The 16,008-nt window shown below is 66.7% G+C and carries 16 protein-coding genes; 4 read left to right on the top strand and 12 right to left on the bottom strand.

The genetic code is table 11. From position 1 onward, the window contains the following. Window positions 1-87 precede the first annotated feature (87 nt). Genes XcuCFBP2542_RS05755 through XcuCFBP2542_RS05745 form a run of 3 tightly spaced genes read right to left on the bottom strand, consistent with a single transcriptional unit; the run spans window position 88 to window position 3,163 of the window. Window positions 88-552: a response regulator gene (locus XcuCFBP2542_RS05755; RefSeq protein ID WP_104602658.1), complete on the bottom strand. Its 465-nt coding sequence runs from the start codon at window positions 550-552 to the stop codon at window positions 88-90. After that, on the bottom strand, window positions 549-2,459 hold the full coding sequence (locus XcuCFBP2542_RS05750; RefSeq protein WP_104602657.1) for a hybrid sensor histidine kinase/response regulator: 1,911 nt from the start codon (window positions 2,457-2,459) through the stop codon (window positions 549-551). Before XcuCFBP2542_RS05750 ends, XcuCFBP2542_RS05755 begins: the two co-directional genes overlap by 4 nt. After that, the gene (locus tag XcuCFBP2542_RS05745) at window positions 2,456-3,163 is read right to left on the bottom strand and encodes a helix-turn-helix transcriptional regulator (protein ID WP_104602656.1); all 708 of its coding nucleotides are present in this window, start codon (window positions 3,161-3,163) and stop codon (window positions 2,456-2,458) included. Before XcuCFBP2542_RS05745 ends, XcuCFBP2542_RS05750 begins: the two co-directional genes overlap by 4 nt. Window positions 3,164-3,289: 126 nt before the next feature. On the opposite strand from XcuCFBP2542_RS05745, the gene XcuCFBP2542_RS05740 reads away from it, so the two are divergent. Beyond that, entirely contained in the window at window positions 3,290-3,805 is a 516-nt protein-coding gene (locus XcuCFBP2542_RS05740) for an SgcJ/EcaC family oxidoreductase (protein WP_104602655.1), read from the top strand. Window positions 3,806-3,899: 94 nt separating this feature from the next. Then, window positions 3,900-4,550, top strand: coding sequence for a peptide-methionine (S)-S-oxide reductase MsrA (msrA, locus tag XcuCFBP2542_RS05735; RefSeq protein WP_104602654.1), 651 nt, complete (start codon window positions 3,900-3,902; stop codon window positions 4,548-4,550). 207 nt (window positions 4,551-4,757) lie between these two features. Here the strand turns inward: msrA and XcuCFBP2542_RS05730 are convergent, their stop codons facing one another. From XcuCFBP2542_RS05730 to ahpC, 5 genes are all read right to left on the bottom strand, one after another. After that, window positions 4,758-5,327: a type 1 glutamine amidotransferase family protein gene (locus tag XcuCFBP2542_RS05730; protein ID WP_104602653.1), complete on the bottom strand. Its 570-nt coding sequence runs from the start codon at window positions 5,325-5,327 to the stop codon at window positions 4,758-4,760. 368 nt (window positions 5,328-5,695) lie between these two features. Then, window positions 5,696-6,664 carry a transaldolase gene (locus XcuCFBP2542_RS05725; protein ID WP_104602652.1) on the bottom strand — a complete coding sequence of 323 codons (969 nt, stop codon included), beginning with the start codon at window positions 6,662-6,664 and terminating at the stop codon, window positions 5,696-5,698. A gap of 331 nt (window positions 6,665-6,995) precedes the next feature. Then, complete coding sequence (locus XcuCFBP2542_RS05720) at window positions 6,996-7,937, bottom strand: LysR substrate-binding domain-containing protein (RefSeq protein ID WP_104602651.1); 942 nt, start codon at window positions 7,935-7,937, stop codon at window positions 6,996-6,998. A gap of 89 nt (window positions 7,938-8,026) precedes the next feature. Further along, the gene (gene ahpF, locus XcuCFBP2542_RS05715) at window positions 8,027-9,619 is read right to left on the bottom strand and encodes an alkyl hydroperoxide reductase subunit F (RefSeq protein WP_104602650.1); all 1,593 of its coding nucleotides are present in this window, start codon (window positions 9,617-9,619) and stop codon (window positions 8,027-8,029) included. Between the two features lie 189 nt (window positions 9,620-9,808). Beyond that, entirely contained in the window at window positions 9,809-10,372 is a 564-nt protein-coding gene (ahpC, locus tag XcuCFBP2542_RS05710; protein ID WP_003488826.1) for an alkyl hydroperoxide reductase subunit C, read from the bottom strand. Window positions 10,373-10,572: 200 nt separating this feature from the next. Here ahpC and prmC point away from each other — a divergent pair, with 200 nt between their 5' ends. Both prmC and pip read left to right on the top strand, forming a co-directional pair. Further along, window positions 10,573-11,427 carry a peptide chain release factor N(5)-glutamine methyltransferase gene (prmC, locus tag XcuCFBP2542_RS05705; RefSeq protein ID WP_104602649.1) on the top strand — a complete coding sequence of 285 codons (855 nt, stop codon included), beginning with the start codon at window positions 10,573-10,575 and terminating at the stop codon, window positions 11,425-11,427. Window positions 11,428-11,565: 138 nt separating this feature from the next. Next, window positions 11,566-12,507 (top strand): prolyl aminopeptidase, encoded by a 942-nt coding sequence (gene pip, locus XcuCFBP2542_RS05700; protein ID WP_104602648.1) that lies wholly within the window; start codon window positions 11,566-11,568, stop codon window positions 12,505-12,507. 392 nt (window positions 12,508-12,899) lie between these two features. Here the strand turns inward: pip and XcuCFBP2542_RS05695 are convergent, their stop codons facing one another. The 4 genes from XcuCFBP2542_RS05695 to XcuCFBP2542_RS05680 are packed head-to-tail and all read right to left on the bottom strand — an operon-like array spanning window position 12,900 to window position 15,784. Continuing rightward, window positions 12,900-13,685, bottom strand: coding sequence for an N-formylglutamate amidohydrolase (locus XcuCFBP2542_RS05695; protein ID WP_104602647.1), 786 nt, complete (start codon window positions 13,683-13,685; stop codon window positions 12,900-12,902). Beyond that, window positions 13,678-14,229, bottom strand: a complete 552-nt coding sequence (locus XcuCFBP2542_RS05690; protein ID WP_167526822.1) for an NUDIX hydrolase — start codon at window positions 14,227-14,229, stop codon at window positions 13,678-13,680. Before XcuCFBP2542_RS05690 ends, XcuCFBP2542_RS05695 begins: the two co-directional genes overlap by 8 nt. Beyond that, complete coding sequence (locus XcuCFBP2542_RS05685) at window positions 14,226-15,212, bottom strand: 5'-3' exonuclease (protein WP_104602646.1); 987 nt, start codon at window positions 15,210-15,212, stop codon at window positions 14,226-14,228. The genes XcuCFBP2542_RS05690 and XcuCFBP2542_RS05685 overlap by 4 nt, the downstream gene beginning before the upstream one ends. Further along, a complete protein-coding gene (locus XcuCFBP2542_RS05680) occupies window positions 15,209-15,784 on the bottom strand; it encodes a nitroreductase family protein (RefSeq protein WP_104602645.1) in 576 nt (191 codons plus the stop codon). Before XcuCFBP2542_RS05680 ends, XcuCFBP2542_RS05685 begins: the two co-directional genes overlap by 4 nt. Window positions 15,785-16,008: the final 224 nt, after the last annotated feature.

Here is a 16,008-nt window from a genome sequence, read left to right as displayed (position 1 = left end):
GCGTAGGAGCGCACCCGGGCGCGATGGGGTGTTATCGGGAAGGCCAGTCGCGCCCAGGTGCGCTCCTACGTTGGTGGGGTGCATGCATCAGCCGGATTGCCGCCAGCCCGGTGGCACGGCATCCGGCGCGGCCAGTGCGCGCAGGCGCTTGAACAGCACGGTGGTTTCGGCCACGTTCCACACCCGCAGCGCGACCTCGAAGGTGTCCAGCGGCTTGGTCAGGAAGTCCTTGGCACCCAGGCCCAGGGCGCGATGCCGCGCGCTGCGGCTGGGGTCGGCGGTGAGCACGATCACCGGCAGGAAATGGCCCGGATCGGACAGCCGCGCCAGCTGTTCCAGCAGCGCATAGCCATCCAGCTCCGGCATCTTCAAATCCAGCAGGATCAGATCCGGCGCGAAGGCCGACACCAGTCCCATCACCCGCAGCGGGTCGGTGGTGGCGATGACCTGCTGGAAGCCTTCGCGTTGCAGCAGGTCTTCCAGCAGCCGCACATTGGCCGGTTCGTCATCGACGATGAGGATGCGGGAGCCGAGGATATCGTCGCGCGTCATGCGAGCAGCCTGTCGAGTACAGTGAAGAATTCCGCCACGTCCAGCGGTTTGGTCAGATACGCATGCACGCCCTGGTTGCCCACCCGTGCCAGCGTGGCACTGGTGGCATCGGCGCTGATGACCACCACCGGCACCTGTGCTGTGGCCGGCTGCGCCTGCAGTTCGCGCAACAGTTCTTCGCCATTGCCGTCGCTCAGGTGCAGGTCCAGCAGGATCAGGTCCGGCACGCCGTGCTGCAACAGGTCGCGCGCCTGCGCCAGGCTGGCCGCTTCCAGCAGTTGCCACTGCGGTCGGCGCTCGGTGAGCGTGCGGATCAGCGCCTGGTTGGAGGGGTTGTCCTCGATGCTCAGCAAGCGGCACACGCCGCTGCCGCTGGTGCTGGGCGGCAACAGGGTACGTGGCGCTTCGTCGCGCTGCGGTTCGCCCTGCGGCAGCGCGATCCAGAAGCGTGCGCCGTCGCGGCTGCTGTCCACGCCGATCAGCCCACCCATCGCCTCGATCAGGCGCTTGCTCAGCGCCAGCCCCAGGCCGGTGCCTTCCACCGCCGAGCGCTCCGCGCCAAGCCGCTCGAATGGCGTGAACAGGCGCTCGATCTGCGCCGGCGTCAGCCCCGCGCCCTGGTCGGCCACGGTGATGCGAACCTGGTCGCCATCCAGCGTGGCAGTGACCTGTACCCGGCCGCCGGTGCGATTGAACTTGACCGCGTTCGACAACAGGTTGAGCAACACCTGGCGCAGTCGCTGGACATCGGCGCGGACGGTCCACGGACCATCGATGAGCGGTGGCTGCAGGCTGACGCCGTACCGATCGGCGTCCGGTGCGATCAGGCCCTGGGCCTCGTGCAGGGCGTCGCGTACCGCGATCGGCTCGGGGCTCAGATCCAGCTTGTCGGCTTCGATGCGCGCGATGTCCAGCAGTTCGGTAATCAGCCCCAGCAGGTGTCGGCCCGCGGCCAGGATGTGCTGCAGATGGCGTCGTGGGCCGGGTTCGGGCAGATCCATTTCCAGCACCTGCGCATAGCCCAGAATGGCGTTGAGCGGGGTGCGTAGTTCATGGCTGCTGCGCGAAAGGAATTCGGTCTTGGCGTGGTTGGCGGTCTCGGCTTCGCGTCGCGCCAGCTGCGCTTCGGCCGCGCGCGCGGCCAGCAGCTCGCTGGCCTGCGCCAGGCGCTGCCCGACCTGCCCCAGCTCATCGCCGGCACGCGGCTGCGCCGCCAGCGGCAGGCCTTCGCCCAGGCGGTCGGCATTGGCGGCCAGGGTGCGCAGGCGCCCGGACAGCGCCGAGGCAAACCAGGCCACGGCGAAGACCGCGCCCAGGCCGCCCAGCATCGCTGCGCTCAGGGTGATGATGAGGTTGCGTTGCCGCAAGCCTTGCGCCTTGGCGCTGCGCACCTGCAGTTGTGCGGTTTCGTAGTTGCGTAGTTCGCGCAGTTCCGCACGCAGGATGTCGAGCTTGTACTTGCCGTCCCACAGCTGGCGGATTTCCTCTTCGCGACTCAGGTCCGGTGCCAGCAGGCGGCGCCAGCCCTGCATCTTCTCCGCGAACAGCGGTTTGATGCGGGCAAAACGCTGCGCCTGTGCCGGGTCGGTGATGCGTTGGGAGAGCCGGTCGGCCACGCCTTGCAGGCGCGGTTCGGCATCGCGGTACGGGGTCAGGAACTCATCGCGGCGCACCAGCCGGTACCCGCGCACGCCGGCTGCCGTTTCGGCCAGCAGCGCGTGCGCCTCGTACAGGTCGCTCAGCACCTCCAGGGTCTGGCGAACGTCGTTTTCGGCGGCGATGTTCTGCCGTTCCACGCTGTAGATCGCCATGAGCGCCACCGCCAGCAACAGCAGCGGCAAGGTGACCACCGCCAGGCTCTTGCGGGTGATCGGCCAATCGTTCCAACGCACCGCCAATGCATTCATAGCGCAAGTCCGGACTGGACCGCGTACACCGCGGCCTGGGTGCGATCTTTTACCTCAAGTTTCTGCAGGATGCGCTCCACATGCACCTTCACCGTGCCGGGAGAAATCCCCAGTTCAGCTGCAAGGCTGGCATTGGTGAGTCCGCGCGGAAGCAGCGACAGCACCTGTTTTTCGCGCTTGCTCAGCCCATTGAGGCGATCGTCCTGCAGCGGCCTGCGCCGACGCGTGACCACAGGCTTGGCAGGCTCGCCCACCATCGCCGGCAGCAACAGCGCAAACGCCTGCAAGGCCTGCACGTCGTCGTTGCCGGGCGCCGGGCGGCCGTCGTTCCAGGCCACGCACAGCATGCCGTGGCTGCTGCCCAGCGCCTGAATCGGTACCCTGGCCTCGCGCATATCGGCCGGGCGCGGCGGCATCAGCCAGGCCGCTTCATGGCTGTCGCCGGCCGCGCTGGCACCGGGCGGCAGCGCGCGTCCGCGGCTGGCCATGAGCAGCGTGCGCGGCCCGCGCTGCGCCAGGACCGCGCCGTGCTCCAGGCCCAGCAGCAGCAGCACACGGGCAAGCACCGTGTCGCAGGCCTGTTCGGGTGTGTGCGCCTGACGCAGCGCCACAGCCACCTCCCACAGCGCCTGCCAGCGCGCGCTGTCGGAGGCCTCGCGGCGCAAGGCCAGGCGCCAATCGCCTGCATTGGTCATGGTTTCCATGTGTTCGCTCTACGCCGATCAGCATATTTGAGTATATGCCTATCGGCAGAATTGTTGGGGTCGCTTGATTTCGATACTGGGCTCGCCTGCTGAGGCACCTCACAACAACCACCTGGAGATTTCCCCATGCGTCGCATTCTGTCTTCCCTGGTCCTGGCTCTGGCCGCCACCCCGGCGCTGGCTGGCGGTGTGATGCACTACAGCGACAAGGCCAAGTTGCCGGCCGCCGGCGAGGAGCGCGAAGTGGCCGCGCTGTTCGATACCTGGAACGCCGCCCTGGCGACCGGCAACCCGCACAAGGTGGCCGACCTGTATGCGCCCGATGGCGTGCTGTTGCCGACCGTGTCCAACGAAGTGCGCGCCTCGCGCGAGCAGATCGAGAAGTACTTCGAGCTGTTTCTGACCAAGAAGCCGAAGGGCGTGGTCAACTACCGCACCGTGCGCCTGCTCGATGACGACAGTGCAGTGGACGCCGGCGTATACACCTTCACGCTGACCGACAAGGACGGCAAGAAGAGCGACGTGCAGGCGCGCTACACCTTCGTCTACGAAAAGCGCGACGGCAAGTGGCTGATTATCAATCACCACAGCTCGGCGATGCCGGAAGTCGATACGCGCTCTGCAGCGGTCAAGGCCAAGTAACGCGGTGCGGCCGTACGCGCCGGCCGGGCAGGCTTGAAAGCCGCTCCGGTCGGCGCCATCCAGCAGGCAATCCTCACGATTGCGGAGTTGCACCATGCTGGGAATCGGCGCTTTCAAACAACGCATGCCCCGTCCGGGCGAGGCACTGCCAGGACGCGATCAGGCGCTACCGCTGTACAACACGCATCTGGTCAACGGACATCCGTTGCGCGGCGAATTCGCCGGGCTGGCACAGGTGCAATTCGGGCTGGGTTGCTTCTGGGGTGCAGAACGCAAGTTCTGGAACGTGCCAGGGGTGTACACCACGGCAGTGGGTTATGCCGGCGGCGAAACGCCGAATGCCACCTATGACGAAGTCTGTTCCGGACAGACGGGGCACACCGAGGCGGTGCTGGTAGTCTACGACGCGCAGTCGGTGTCGTTCGCACAGCTGTTGCGCACGTTTTGGGAAAGCCATGACCCCACCCAGGGCATGCGTCAGGGGAACGATGTCGGAACGCAGTACCGCTCGTCGATCTATTGCACCACGCAGGACCAGTACGACGCCGCGCTTGCCAGCCGCGACGCGTACCAGCAGCAGCTGGACGCGGCGGGCCATGGCGCGATCACCACGGAGATCCGTTTCCCGGCGCCAACGTTCTACTACGCCGAAGACGGTCACCAGCAATACCTCGCCAAGCACCCCAATGGTTATTGCGGGCTTGGCGGAACGGGAGTGAGCTGCCCGATCGGGCTGGATGCCTGACGGAAAGGCGAGGCCGGATCCAGACGCTGTCCACGTTCGCGTGGCGGCGTGCGGATGGCCGTCAGCGACCGGCAGCGTCATCACGACAGGCAGCGCATGGGAGTGCATGCCAGGCAACTTGGATGGCTGCGCCGGAGACGGCGTGGCCATTTTTTTGGCATCCGCAGTGCACCAGGCGCCGCGGATGCCGGCCCGGTGCGGAAGCGATCAGACAAATTCGCCGCAAAACATGCCACGGAGCTGTGCAAGTGTGTCGCTGCGCTCGGGATGCAGCAGGCGCATGCAGGCCACTGCAAAACCGACCGGGCTGGTACCCGGCGCGGTGATGATACCGTCGGCAGTGACGACTTTTTCATGACGAAATTGCTTGGCGCCAGCGTACGGCACCACATGATCCTGCAGGAACGCCAGCGAGTTGCTGGTATGCGCACGGTCGTCGAGCAGGCCGGCGTAGGCCAGCGCAAGGGTCGCCCCGCAGATCGCAGCAACCGGTCGCTGCTGCTGCACGCGTTCGACCAACAAGCCGCTCAGACCCGGGATCTCGCCGGCCTGCCAACGCTCGCTGCCAGGCAGGATCCACAGGTCCGCTGCCAGCGGCGCCAGGTCCGAGAGGGCGAATTCCGGGACGATGCGCAGGCCGCCGATGGACTGCACCGGTTGGCCGTCGATACTGGCGATGGCCACCTGGTCCCCGAACCATTCGCGCGCCGCTGGCAGTACCACGCCGATCTCCCAATCGGCCACGCCATCGACCATCACCACTGCAATGTTTGCCATCGTCTGCCAGCCAGTTGAGGAAACCGGATTCTAGGCAGTGCGCTTGGCAGCGGTGTAAGCGCGGTGTGCAGACGCAGCGCCGGGTGCGACGGCAGGATGGCGTGGACCGTCTTGTCTGCGTTGGGCGGTGGGCCGAGCGCTTGACCGATCGGTCGATCAACGGAGAACTGGCGCTGTGTGCGCGCGTTCAAGGATGCAGCCCGGCATTGCATAAACGCGCGGTGTGCGTGCCTGGCCGGTCAGAACTAGCCGGTCAGAACCGGCCTGCGGTTGTTGCGCGCACGCGTGCTGAGCAAGGCCATGCTCACCAACAAAAACGCCCGCGGCCAGTGGCAGCGGGCGTCGGTCTTGTGCCTTGCGTGCGGCGGTCAGCCGGCCAGTTTGTCGGCAATGGTCTTGCGCAAGGCCTGCAGGTCCTTGGCGAAGGTCTCGATGCCGCCGGCCAACTTTTCGGTGGCCATCGCATCGGCGGCCAGGTCGGTGGCGAAGCTGTCGGCGTTGATCGGGGTGATCTGCGCGTTGTCGGCTTGTGCGGGCGAGAGCTTGCGCGGCAGCTCGCCGTGTTCGGCGTCGAGCTTTTCCAGTAGGTCGGGAGAAATGGTCAGGCGGTCGCAACCGGCCAGCGCTTCGATCTGCGCGGTGGAGCGGAACGAGGCGCCCATCACCACGGTGGGCGAACCACGGCGCTTGAATGCGTCGTACACGGTGCGCACGAATACCACGCCCGGATCTTCGTCGATGCTGGCCGGGGTCTGGCCCTGGGCGAGGGAGTAATCCAGGATGCGGCCCACGAACGGGGAGATCAGGAAGACGCCGGCTTCGGCGCAGGCCAGCGCCTGCGAGTGATTGAAGATCAGCGTGAGATTGCAGTCGATGCCTTCGATCTGCAGCTGGCGCGCGGCTTCGATGCCTTCCCAGGTGGCGGCGATCTTGATGAGGATCTTGTCCTTGGGCACGCCACGCTCGGCGTACATCGCAATGAACCTGCGGGCCTTGGCGATGGTGGCCTGGGTGTCGTGGGCAAGATCGGCATCCACCTCGGTGGACACGCGCCCCGGGACCAGTTCGGCCAGTTTGACGCCCACGCCGATGGTCAAGCGGTCGGCGACCTCGTGGACGGTGGTGGCGCGGTCGCCGCCGCCGTGCTCGCGGCCCCAGGCCAGTTCGCGTTCGATCAGGTCGGCGTAGACCGGCAGGTCCAGCGCCTTCTTGACCAGAGTGGGATTGGTGGTGCAATCAACCGGCTTCAGGCGTTTGATGGCGTCGTAATCGCCGGTGTCGGCGACCACCACGGACAGGTCGCGCAGTTGGGCCAGCTTGGAGGGGGATGCAGTCATGCGGGTTCTCTCGAATCGTGGAACGGGTCGGGGATGGCGCAGCGCGCTACGTTAACGCGCCGCGCGCTGGAAGTCGCCCGCAGTGGTGGGTTGAATGCTGCTTGCCGGAATGGCAGGCGGCATCGGCAAGATGAGGGCGCGCTGCATCGATCGCAATGCAGGGCATTTTGCCCGCAGCAGGAACCGTGCCGGTGAGGCTGCTGCAGCGTCGGCGTCCGCTACAGATGCAGCAAGGCGACGCGTGCGCGTCGCCTTGTTTGTGACATCAATCAATACGGCGCAAGACAACCGCACCCGTGCTGCGCTATCCCGAATCCCGAATCCCGAATCCTCAGGCCGCAACCGCCTTGGGTCCGGTGGCGGCTTGGTCCAGCGTGAACAGCGTCTGCGGCAATTCCTTGAACAGTTGCGACAGCTGCTCGAGGAAGGTCGTCATCGCCGAACTGCGGCGCCAGGCCATGGCAATACGGCGACTGGGCTGTTTGTCCTCGCGGAAACGGATCAGCCGGATGCTGTCCGAGCGTGCCACCGGCGGCTTGACCGCCAGCAGCGGCAGCAGGGTCACACCGACATTGGCGGCCACCATCTGGCGCAGGGTTTCCAGGCTGGTGGCCTGGAATTCGGATTTTTCCAACGCGCCGGCCAGGTGGCAGACATCCAGTGCCTGCTCGCGCAGGCAGTGGCCGTCTTCCAGCAGCAACAGGCGTTGTTCGGACAGATCGTCCAGCGTCATGCTGTCGTGGCGCGCCAGCGGATGGCCTTCGGGCACGGCCAGGACGAAGGGCTCTTCGAACAGGAATTCGGCATGCAGTTGGTCGTCCTGCAGCGGCAGTGCCAGCAGTGCGGCATCCAGGCGGCCTTCGCGTAGCTGATACGCCAGCTGGTCGCTCTTTTCTTCGATCAGCAACAGCTCCAGGCGCGGGAAGCGCTCGCGGATGCGTGGCACCACATGCGGCAACAGATACGGCGCCAGGGTGGGGAAAATGCCCAGCCGCACAGTGCCCGCCTCCGGATCCTGGCTGCGCCGGGCCGCTTCCTTCAGCTGTTCCACTTCCGCGACGATGCTGCGCGCGCGCATGGCGGCCTCGCGGCCGGCCGGGGTGAGCATCACCTTGCGTGGGGCGCGCTCCACCAACGGTATGCCGAGCTCCTCTTCGAGCTTCTTGATCTGGGTGGAGAGGGTGGGCTGGCTGACGAAACATGCCGTGGCCGCACGACCGAAATGTTTGTGGTCGGCCAGGGCAACCAGATACTTCAGGTCGCGCAGATTCATATGCAGCCGTCCTCGTAGCGTTGATGGGGGGACTGACCTCGGGTGACAGCTTAGCGCCGCTCGTGTCCGGGCGGCAGATGTGGCTGCGTTTACGCGGCTTGCGCGACGTTTTGGGCGCTGACCGGCACGCTGGAGCGGATCAGGTAATCGAACGCACTCAGGGCGGCCTTGGAGCCTTCGCCCATGGCGATCACGATTTGCTTGTACGGCACGGTGGTGGCATCGCCGGCGGCGAACACGCCCGGTACATTGGTCTGACCACGCTCATCGACGATGATCTCCCCACGCGGCGACAGGGCCACCGTGCCGCGCAGGAACTCGGTGTTGGGCAGCAGGCCGATTTGCACGAATACGCCCTCCAACGCGATGCGCTGGATACTGCCAGCGAGCCGGTCGGTGTAGACCAGGCCGGTGACCTTCTGCCCGTCGCCCAACACTTCGGTGGTCTGCGCGCTGGTGATGATGTGCACGTTGTGCAGGCTGCGCAGCTTGCGTTGCAGCACTTCGTCGGCGCGCAGCGTGTCGTCGAACTCCACCAGCGTGACATGCGCCACGATGCCGGCCAGGTCGATCGCCGCTTCCACGCCCGAATTGCCACCGCCGATCACCGCCACGCGCTTGCCCTTGAACAACGGACCATCGCAGTGCGGGCAATAGGCCACGCCCTTGTTCCTGTACTGGTCTTCGCCCGGCACGTTCATCTGCCTCCAGCGCGCACCGGTGGACAGGATCACCGTCTTGCTCTTGAGCAAGGCGCCATTGGCCAGCTTGATCTCGACCAGGCCATCGGCACCGGCCGGCACCAGTTGCTCGGCACGCTGCAGGTTCATGATGTCCACCTCGTACTGGCGCACATGCTGTTCCAGCGCGGCGGCCATCTTCGGGCCTTCGGTTTCCGGCACCGAGATGAAGTTCTCGATCGACATGGTGTCCAGCACCTGGCCACCGAAACGTTCGGCCGCCACGCCGGTGCGGATGCCCTTGCGTGCGGCATACACCGCTGCGGCAGCACCGGCCGGGCCACCGCCAATCACCAGCACGTCGAAGGCCTGCTTGGCGGCGATTCTGGTGGCATCGCGCTTGGCGGCGTTGGTATCGAGCTTGGCGACGATCTGCTCCAGCGTCATGCGGCCCTGGTCGAACAGTTCGCCGTTCAAGTACACGGTTGGCACCGACATGATCTGGCGAGTTTCCACTTCATCCTGGAACAGCGCGCCATCGATGGCGACGTGCTGGATGCGCGGGTTGAGCACGGCGGCCAGGTTCAGCGCCTGCACCACGTCCGGGCAGTTCTGGCACGACAGCGAAAAATAGGTTTCGAACCGGTAGTCGCCATCCAGTTGCTGCACCTGTTCGATCAGCTCGGCGGTGGCCTTGGACGGGTGGCCGCCCACCTGCAGCAGCGCCAGTACCAGCGAGGTGAACTCGTGGCCCATCGGCAGGCCGGCAAAGCGCAGCGAAATGTCCTGGCCCGGCGTGGTCAGCGCGAAGGACGGCTTGCGTTGATTGTCGTCGCGGTGCGCTTCCAGGCTGATCTTGTCCGACAGCAGCACCAGGTCTTCCAGCAGGTCGAGCATGTCGCGCGAGCCGGGGCTGTCGTCGATGGAGGCGTGGATCTGGATCGGGCGGGTCACCCGTTCCAGGTAGGCGGTCAGCTGGGTCTTGAGATTGGCATCCAACATGGAAAACTCCTGGAAATGGGCAAGGGGAGGGCGTGGCGCCGCTGCGCCTGCGCAGCTCGCCTGGGGAGGAAGGGGTGAACCGCAGCAGGCGCGCGGTGGGGAGGCGTGCTGGCGATGGCTGGCGGGCAGCCCGGCACCGGCTCCGGTTCACCCCCGGCCCGGAATACCGGGCCAGGGATGCGCGGCGGCTTAGATCTTGCCGACCAGGTCCAGCGACGGAGCCAGGGTCTTGGCGCCTTCCTTCCACTTGGCCGGGCAGACCTGGCCAGGATTGTTGGCCACGAACTGCGCCGCGGTCAGCTTGCGCAGCGTCTCGGTGACGTCGCGAGCGATGGAGTTGTCGTGGATTTCCAGGGTCTTGATGACGCCTTCCGGATTGATGATGAAGGTGCCGCGCAGCGCCAGGCCTTCTTCTTCAATGTGCACGCCGAAGGCGCGGGTCAGCTTGTGGGTCGGGTCGCCGATCAGCGGGAACTGTGCCTTGCCCACGGCCGGGGAGGTTTCGTGCCATACCTTGTGCGAGAAATGCGTATCGGTGGTGACGATGTAGACCTCGGCGCCTGCCTTCTGGAACGCGGCATAGTTGTCGGCGGCGTCTTCCACTTCGGTCGGGCAGTTGAAGGTGAATGCGGCAGGCATGAAGATCAGCACCGACCACTTGCCCTTCAGGCTGGCCTCGGTGACTTCGATGAAGTTGCCATTGTGGTACGCATTGGCCTTGAACGGCTGGACCTGGGTGTTGATGAGAGACATTCAGTTTCCTCGTGCGATGAAGGGGGAGGGGGATGGAACAGGCGCCATGGTAGGCAGGATCGATAGATTCCTCAAATCGATTAATGGGATTGCATAGATAGTCTTCGGCTATCGACCTTGTAGGCGGCATCTGCCGAAACGCTGCGGGCAGCGGTCCCGGATAATGGTCCGCCGAGGTTTCCCACGAGTGGCTGAATCGTATGAGCGATGTGTCCGGCGGTCTTGCTGCCGATCAATTGCTGCACCGGGCAGCGCAACGCATCGATCGCCGCGATGCCGAGCCGCTGCTGCTGCATGCCCTGGGCCGCGACCGCGCCTGGTTGTTCGCGCACGGCCGCGATCCGGTGCCGGCGCCCCTCGCCACCGCGTTCGAAGCCCTGGTGCAGCGGCGTGTGGCCGGCGAGCCGGTGGCCTACCTGACCGGCTCGCGTGGCTTCTGGACGCTGGATCTGGAGGTGTCCCCGGCCACGCTGATCCCGCGCGCCGATACCGAAACGCTGGTGGAGCTGGCCCTGGAGCGGCTGGACCACGCCCCAGGCCGCCGGGTGGCCGACCTGGGCACCGGCAGTGGCGCGATCGCCCTGGCCCTTGCCAGCGAACGCCCGCAGGCCCAGGTGGTCGCCACCGACGCCAGTGCGGCCGCGCTGGCCGTCGCCCGACGCAACGCCGATCGTCATCGCCTATCGAACGTGCAGTTCCGCCACGGCAGCTGGTTCGTGCCGCTGGCGGGCGAGCGCTTCGACCTGATCGCGAGCAACCCTCCGTATATCGCCGCCGGCGACCCGCATCTGGCGCAGGGCGATCTGCGCCACGAACCGGCCAGCGCACTGGCTTCCGGCAGCGATGGGCTGGACGATATCCGCCAGATCGTGGCCGATGCACCGGCGCACCTGCGCAGCGGCGGGTGGTTGCTGCTCGAGCATGGCTGGGACCAGGGTGAGGCGGTGGCGGCCTTGCTGCGCACGCATGGATTCGCTCGGGTGGCCACGCATCGGGATCTGGAACAGCGCGATCGGGTGAGCCTGGGCTGCTGGGAGCCGGGCGTGGCAGTGTGAGGCGCCCGGCCGCTGCCGTGCGTTGGGCCAGGCAGCGTCACGCGCAGTGGCGTGCACGATCGCGCACCGTGCCAGATCCAGGGGCGGTGCCCCTCACGGCGGGCCGATACAATCAGCGCTTTCGCCCAGGACCGACGCATGCGCACGCTCTATCCCGAGATCGCCCCCTACGAGCAGGGCAGCCTGCAGGTCGACGACCGCCACACGCTGTATTTCGAACAGTGCGGCAACCCGCAAGGCAAACCGGTGGTCCTGCTGCACGGCGGCCCGGGTGGCGGTTGCAACGCCAAGATGCGGCGCTTCCACGACCCGGCCAAGTACCGCATCGTGCTGTTCGACCAGCGCGGTTCGGGCCGTTCCACCCCGCATGCCGATCTCACCGACAACACCACCTGGGATCTGGTGGCCGACATCGAACGCCTGCGCACGCACCTGGGCATCGAGCGTTGGCAGGTGTTCGGTGGCAGCTGGGGCTCGACGCTGGCGCTGGCCTATGCACAGACCCACCCGCAGCAGGTCACCGAGCTGGTGCTGCGCGGCATCTTCCTGCTGCGCCGCTTCGAGCTGGAATGGTTCTACCAGGAAGGTGCCAGCCGGCTGTTCCCGGATGCCTGGGAGCACTACATCAACGCGATTCCGACCGAGGAACGTGGCGACCTGATCGCTGCCTTCCATCGCCGCCTGACCAGCGACGACGAGGCCACGCGGCTGGCCGCCGCCAAGGCCTGGAGCGTGTGGGAAGGCGCCACCAGCTTCCTGCATGTGGACGAGGACTTCGTTACCGGGCACGAGGACGCGCACTTTGCGTTGGCCTTCGCCCGCATCGAGAACCACTACTTCGTCAACCAGGGCTTCTTCGAGGTGGAAGGCCAGTTGCTGCGCGACGCGCACCGCATCGCCGACATTCCCGGCGTGATCGTGCACGGCCGTTACGACGTGGTCTGCCCGCTGCAAAGCGCCTGGGATCTGCACAAGGTGTGGCCGAAGGCGCAGCTGGAGATCAGCCCGGCTGCAGGGCATTCGGCGTTCGAGCCGGAAAATGTCGATGCGCTGGTGCGTGCGACGGATCGGTTTGCCTGAGTGCCGTGACGTGTGCCGCGACGCGGGGAACCCGTCATAACGGCGTGGGTCGCCCGTCCCCCGCGCGAAGGGCACGTCCTCTGTAGGAGCGCACCTGGGCGCGAGGGGCTTTATCGGTAAGGCATTCGCGCCCAGGTGCGCTCCTACGTGTGTACCTGTTGTTTGTCCCTGTGTGTAGCAAGACGGTCACCGTGGCAGCAGGCCCTCGGCCAGCGGCGGCTCAGCCCGGCTGCAGGTCGAGCCGGAAAGTGTCGATGCGCTGGCGCGCGCGCGAAGGGCAGGTCCTCTGTAGGAGCGCACCTGGGCGCGAGGGGCTTTATCGGTAAGGCATTCGCGCCCAGGTGCGCTCCTACGTGGGGACCTGTTGTTTGTCCCCGTGTGCTGCAAGACGGTCACCGTGGCAGCAGAGCCTCGGCCAGCGGCGGCAGGATGCGCGCCAATCGCTGCGCCCATGCCATTTGCCCGGCGGCATCGGCAATCAGGTCCTGGCGGATCTCCAGTTCCACATGCGGCAGGCCGCGGCCTTCGCCGTAGACCGGAATGGCGTAGTCGGTGGCATCGCTCACCGCATACGGCTGGTTGTCGCCAACCACCAAGTCCGGTTCCGCGCGCAAGGCGTCCAGCAGGCGATGCGCCAGCCGGGTGTCGCGGTGGTACAGCACGCCGGCATGCCAAGGACGCGCCTGGCCGGCCATCACGGGGGTGAAGCTGTGCATGGAGACCAGCAGCGTCGGTTGCCGGCGTGCAGTGCGCGCGTCCAGCTCGGCGGCAATGCGGTCGTGGTACGGCGCGAAGATGGCATCGATGCGCTGCTGGCGCTCAGCCAGCGTCAGCTGCAGATTGCCGGGCACCGTGGTGCCGTCGCTGATGTCCGGTATCCGGCTGGCGGCGCCATCGGGCCGGTTGCAGTCGATTACCAGCCGCGAATAGGTCTGGGTGATGGCAACCGCATCCAGCGCCTCGGCCAGCAGGCGGGTGACCTGCGCAATGCCGATATCCCAGCCGATATGGCGGTTCAGCTCAAACTGCGGCAGGCCCAGGTTGGCCAGCCGTGCCGGCACGCGTTGGCCGGCATGGTCGGCGATCAATAGCCAGGGCGATGCGGCCTGCGCGTTGTAGACGGTGAACGGCGCCGGATCCTCGGCACCCAGCAAGGGATCGACCACGGCATCAGCCATGCGGGGTGCCGTCCAGCGCGTGGTCGGCCAGGTACAGGCCGGCCCATAGCTTGGGGTCCATCTGGTAGCCCTCGGCCATCTTCTGCACCAGCCAGACGCCGACCTGCGTGCGCGGGATTTCATGCACGGTGATGTCTTCGCTGGCATCGCCGCCGCCGGCGCCGACCTTGCGCAGCCCGGTGGCGCGCACGAAGGCGATCCTCTCGCTGCTGGCGCCGGCCGAGCTGGGGCCGATCATCAGCACTTCCGCGTGGTCCGCGGTCCAGCCGGTTTCTTCTTCCAGCTCGCGGATGGCCGACAGTTCGATCGATTCGCCGGCATGCACGTCGCCCACCAGCCCGGCCGGCATTTCGATGGTGCGGGCCTGCAGCGGCACGCGGAACTGCTCGACGAACAGCATCGCATCGTCCGGGGTCACCGCCACGATGATCGCGGCCAGGCCGCCGGCATGCACGCGCTCGGAGTACTCCCAGGTGCCGCGCACCACCATGCGCTGGTACTTGCCTTCGTAGACCACGGTGGGCGGCGTGTCGTGTCGGTTCATGCAGTCGGGCCTTCGGACAGGGAGGTGGGAGGAAGTGGTGGCGTGGGGGCGGTGCAGGCGGCCAGCAGCCGCCGGCGCGTGAGCGGGCCAAAGCGCAGGCTCTCGCAGAGCCCGGTCACCATGTCGGGATCGGCCGGCGCACGCGTGAAACCAGTCGCGGCCAGGTCCAGTGGTGCATCCAGCGCAATGGTGGTGAGCTGGCGCCACAGCAGCGCATGTTCGCGTTGTTCGCGCAGCCGCGCCGCCATCTGCGCGGCGCCGCGCAGGCGCAGGAACGGGATCTCGTCGATGCGCTCCAGCAGTGCATCCAGGCTGCCAAAATGCGCCAGCAGCACCGCCGCCGATTTGGCGCCAATACCGGTGATGCCAGGAATGTTGTCGATCGCATCGCCGCACAGCGCCAGGTAGTCGGCGATCTGGTGGGCATGCACGCCATGGCGTGCCTTCACTCCGTCCATGCCCCAGCGCAGATTGCGCGCGTAGTCCCATTGCTCGTCGTGTTCGAACAACAGCTGCGACAGGTCCTTGTCGGCCGAGACGATGACCCCGCGCAGGCCGTGCCCGCGCGCGCTGTGCAGGGCGCTGCCGATCAGATCGTCGGCCTCGTACTCGCGGTGGGCCAGCACGCTCAGCCCCAGCGCCGCACACAGCGCCTTGCAATGGGCGAACTGGCGCCGCAACGCGTCCGGCGCCAGTTCGCGGTTGGCCTTGTAGGCGGGGTAGATCGCATGCCGGAAGCAGCTGTCCAGCGCCTCGTCGAAGGCGATGGTGATGTATTGCGGTTGCTCGCGTTCGAGCAGGTCCAGCAAAAAGCGCGCAAACCCGTGCACGGCGTTGGTCGGCCAGCCCTGCGCGTCCTGGAATTCATCCGGAATCGAATGCCAGGCGCGAAACACGTACAGGCTGGCATCCACCAGGTACAGCGGCTCCGGTCGCGGGCCGCCCGGCAGCGCCGCTGCAATGGCGCCGGGCAGCGTGCTCATGGGGTCCAGTCGCGCAGCAGGGTACGCGGGTCCGGGCGCTCGCGTTCGGGCACCTGCAGGCGCGGCGTCCCGATATGGATGAAGCCGGCGATGCGTTCGTGTTCCTGCAGGCCCAGGTAGCCGCCCACGGCCGGGTCGTAGGCCATCCACGCGGTCAGCCATTGCGCGCCGAAGCCATGCGCCTGCGCGGCCTGCAGCAGCGCAAAACACACGCAGCCGGCAGTGAGCAGTTGCTCCTGCTCGGGCACCTTGTGGTCCGGCCGCAGCGTGGCGATCACCACGATCACCAGCGGCGCATCGTTGAAGCGGTTGCGGTCTTTTTCCACCGCCGCCGGCGGTGTCAACGGATCGGCGGCCTGGGTGCGCTCGGCGAGGAAATCGCCCAATGCGTGGCGTGCATCGCCTTGGATACGCAGGAACCGGAACGGCACCAGCTTGCCGTGGTCGGGCACGCGCACGGCCGAGGTCAGCATGCGCAGCAGGGTGTCTTCATCCGGGCCGGGTTCGCCCAACTGCTTGGAGGGGACCGAGCGACGCGCATCCAGCGCCTGAAGCGAATACGGTGCGTGCATGGATCAGTGTTCTGGGGGAGTGCGGCAATTATAGACGGGCGCTACCCGAGGCCTGCCGCCGCCCGGCAGACGGGGACACCGCACGCCGAGGTGACAGCGGCATCTGCGTGTTGATGGCGGCCGCCACGCGAGGCGATGGCGTTGTGTTCCAACGCAGCGCTTCGATCGCATCGACAACCGCGGGACGCTGCTTTCCAAGAGCTTATGCACACTGCAGGAAACGA

The sequence above is a fragment of the Xanthomonas cucurbitae genome (assembly GCF_002939885.1).
GTDB lineage: Bacteria > Pseudomonadota > Gammaproteobacteria > Xanthomonadales > Xanthomonadaceae > Xanthomonas > Xanthomonas cucurbitae.
The sequence above is the reverse complement of the archived record's forward strand: the minus strand, read 5'-3'. Positions and strand labels throughout refer to the sequence as shown.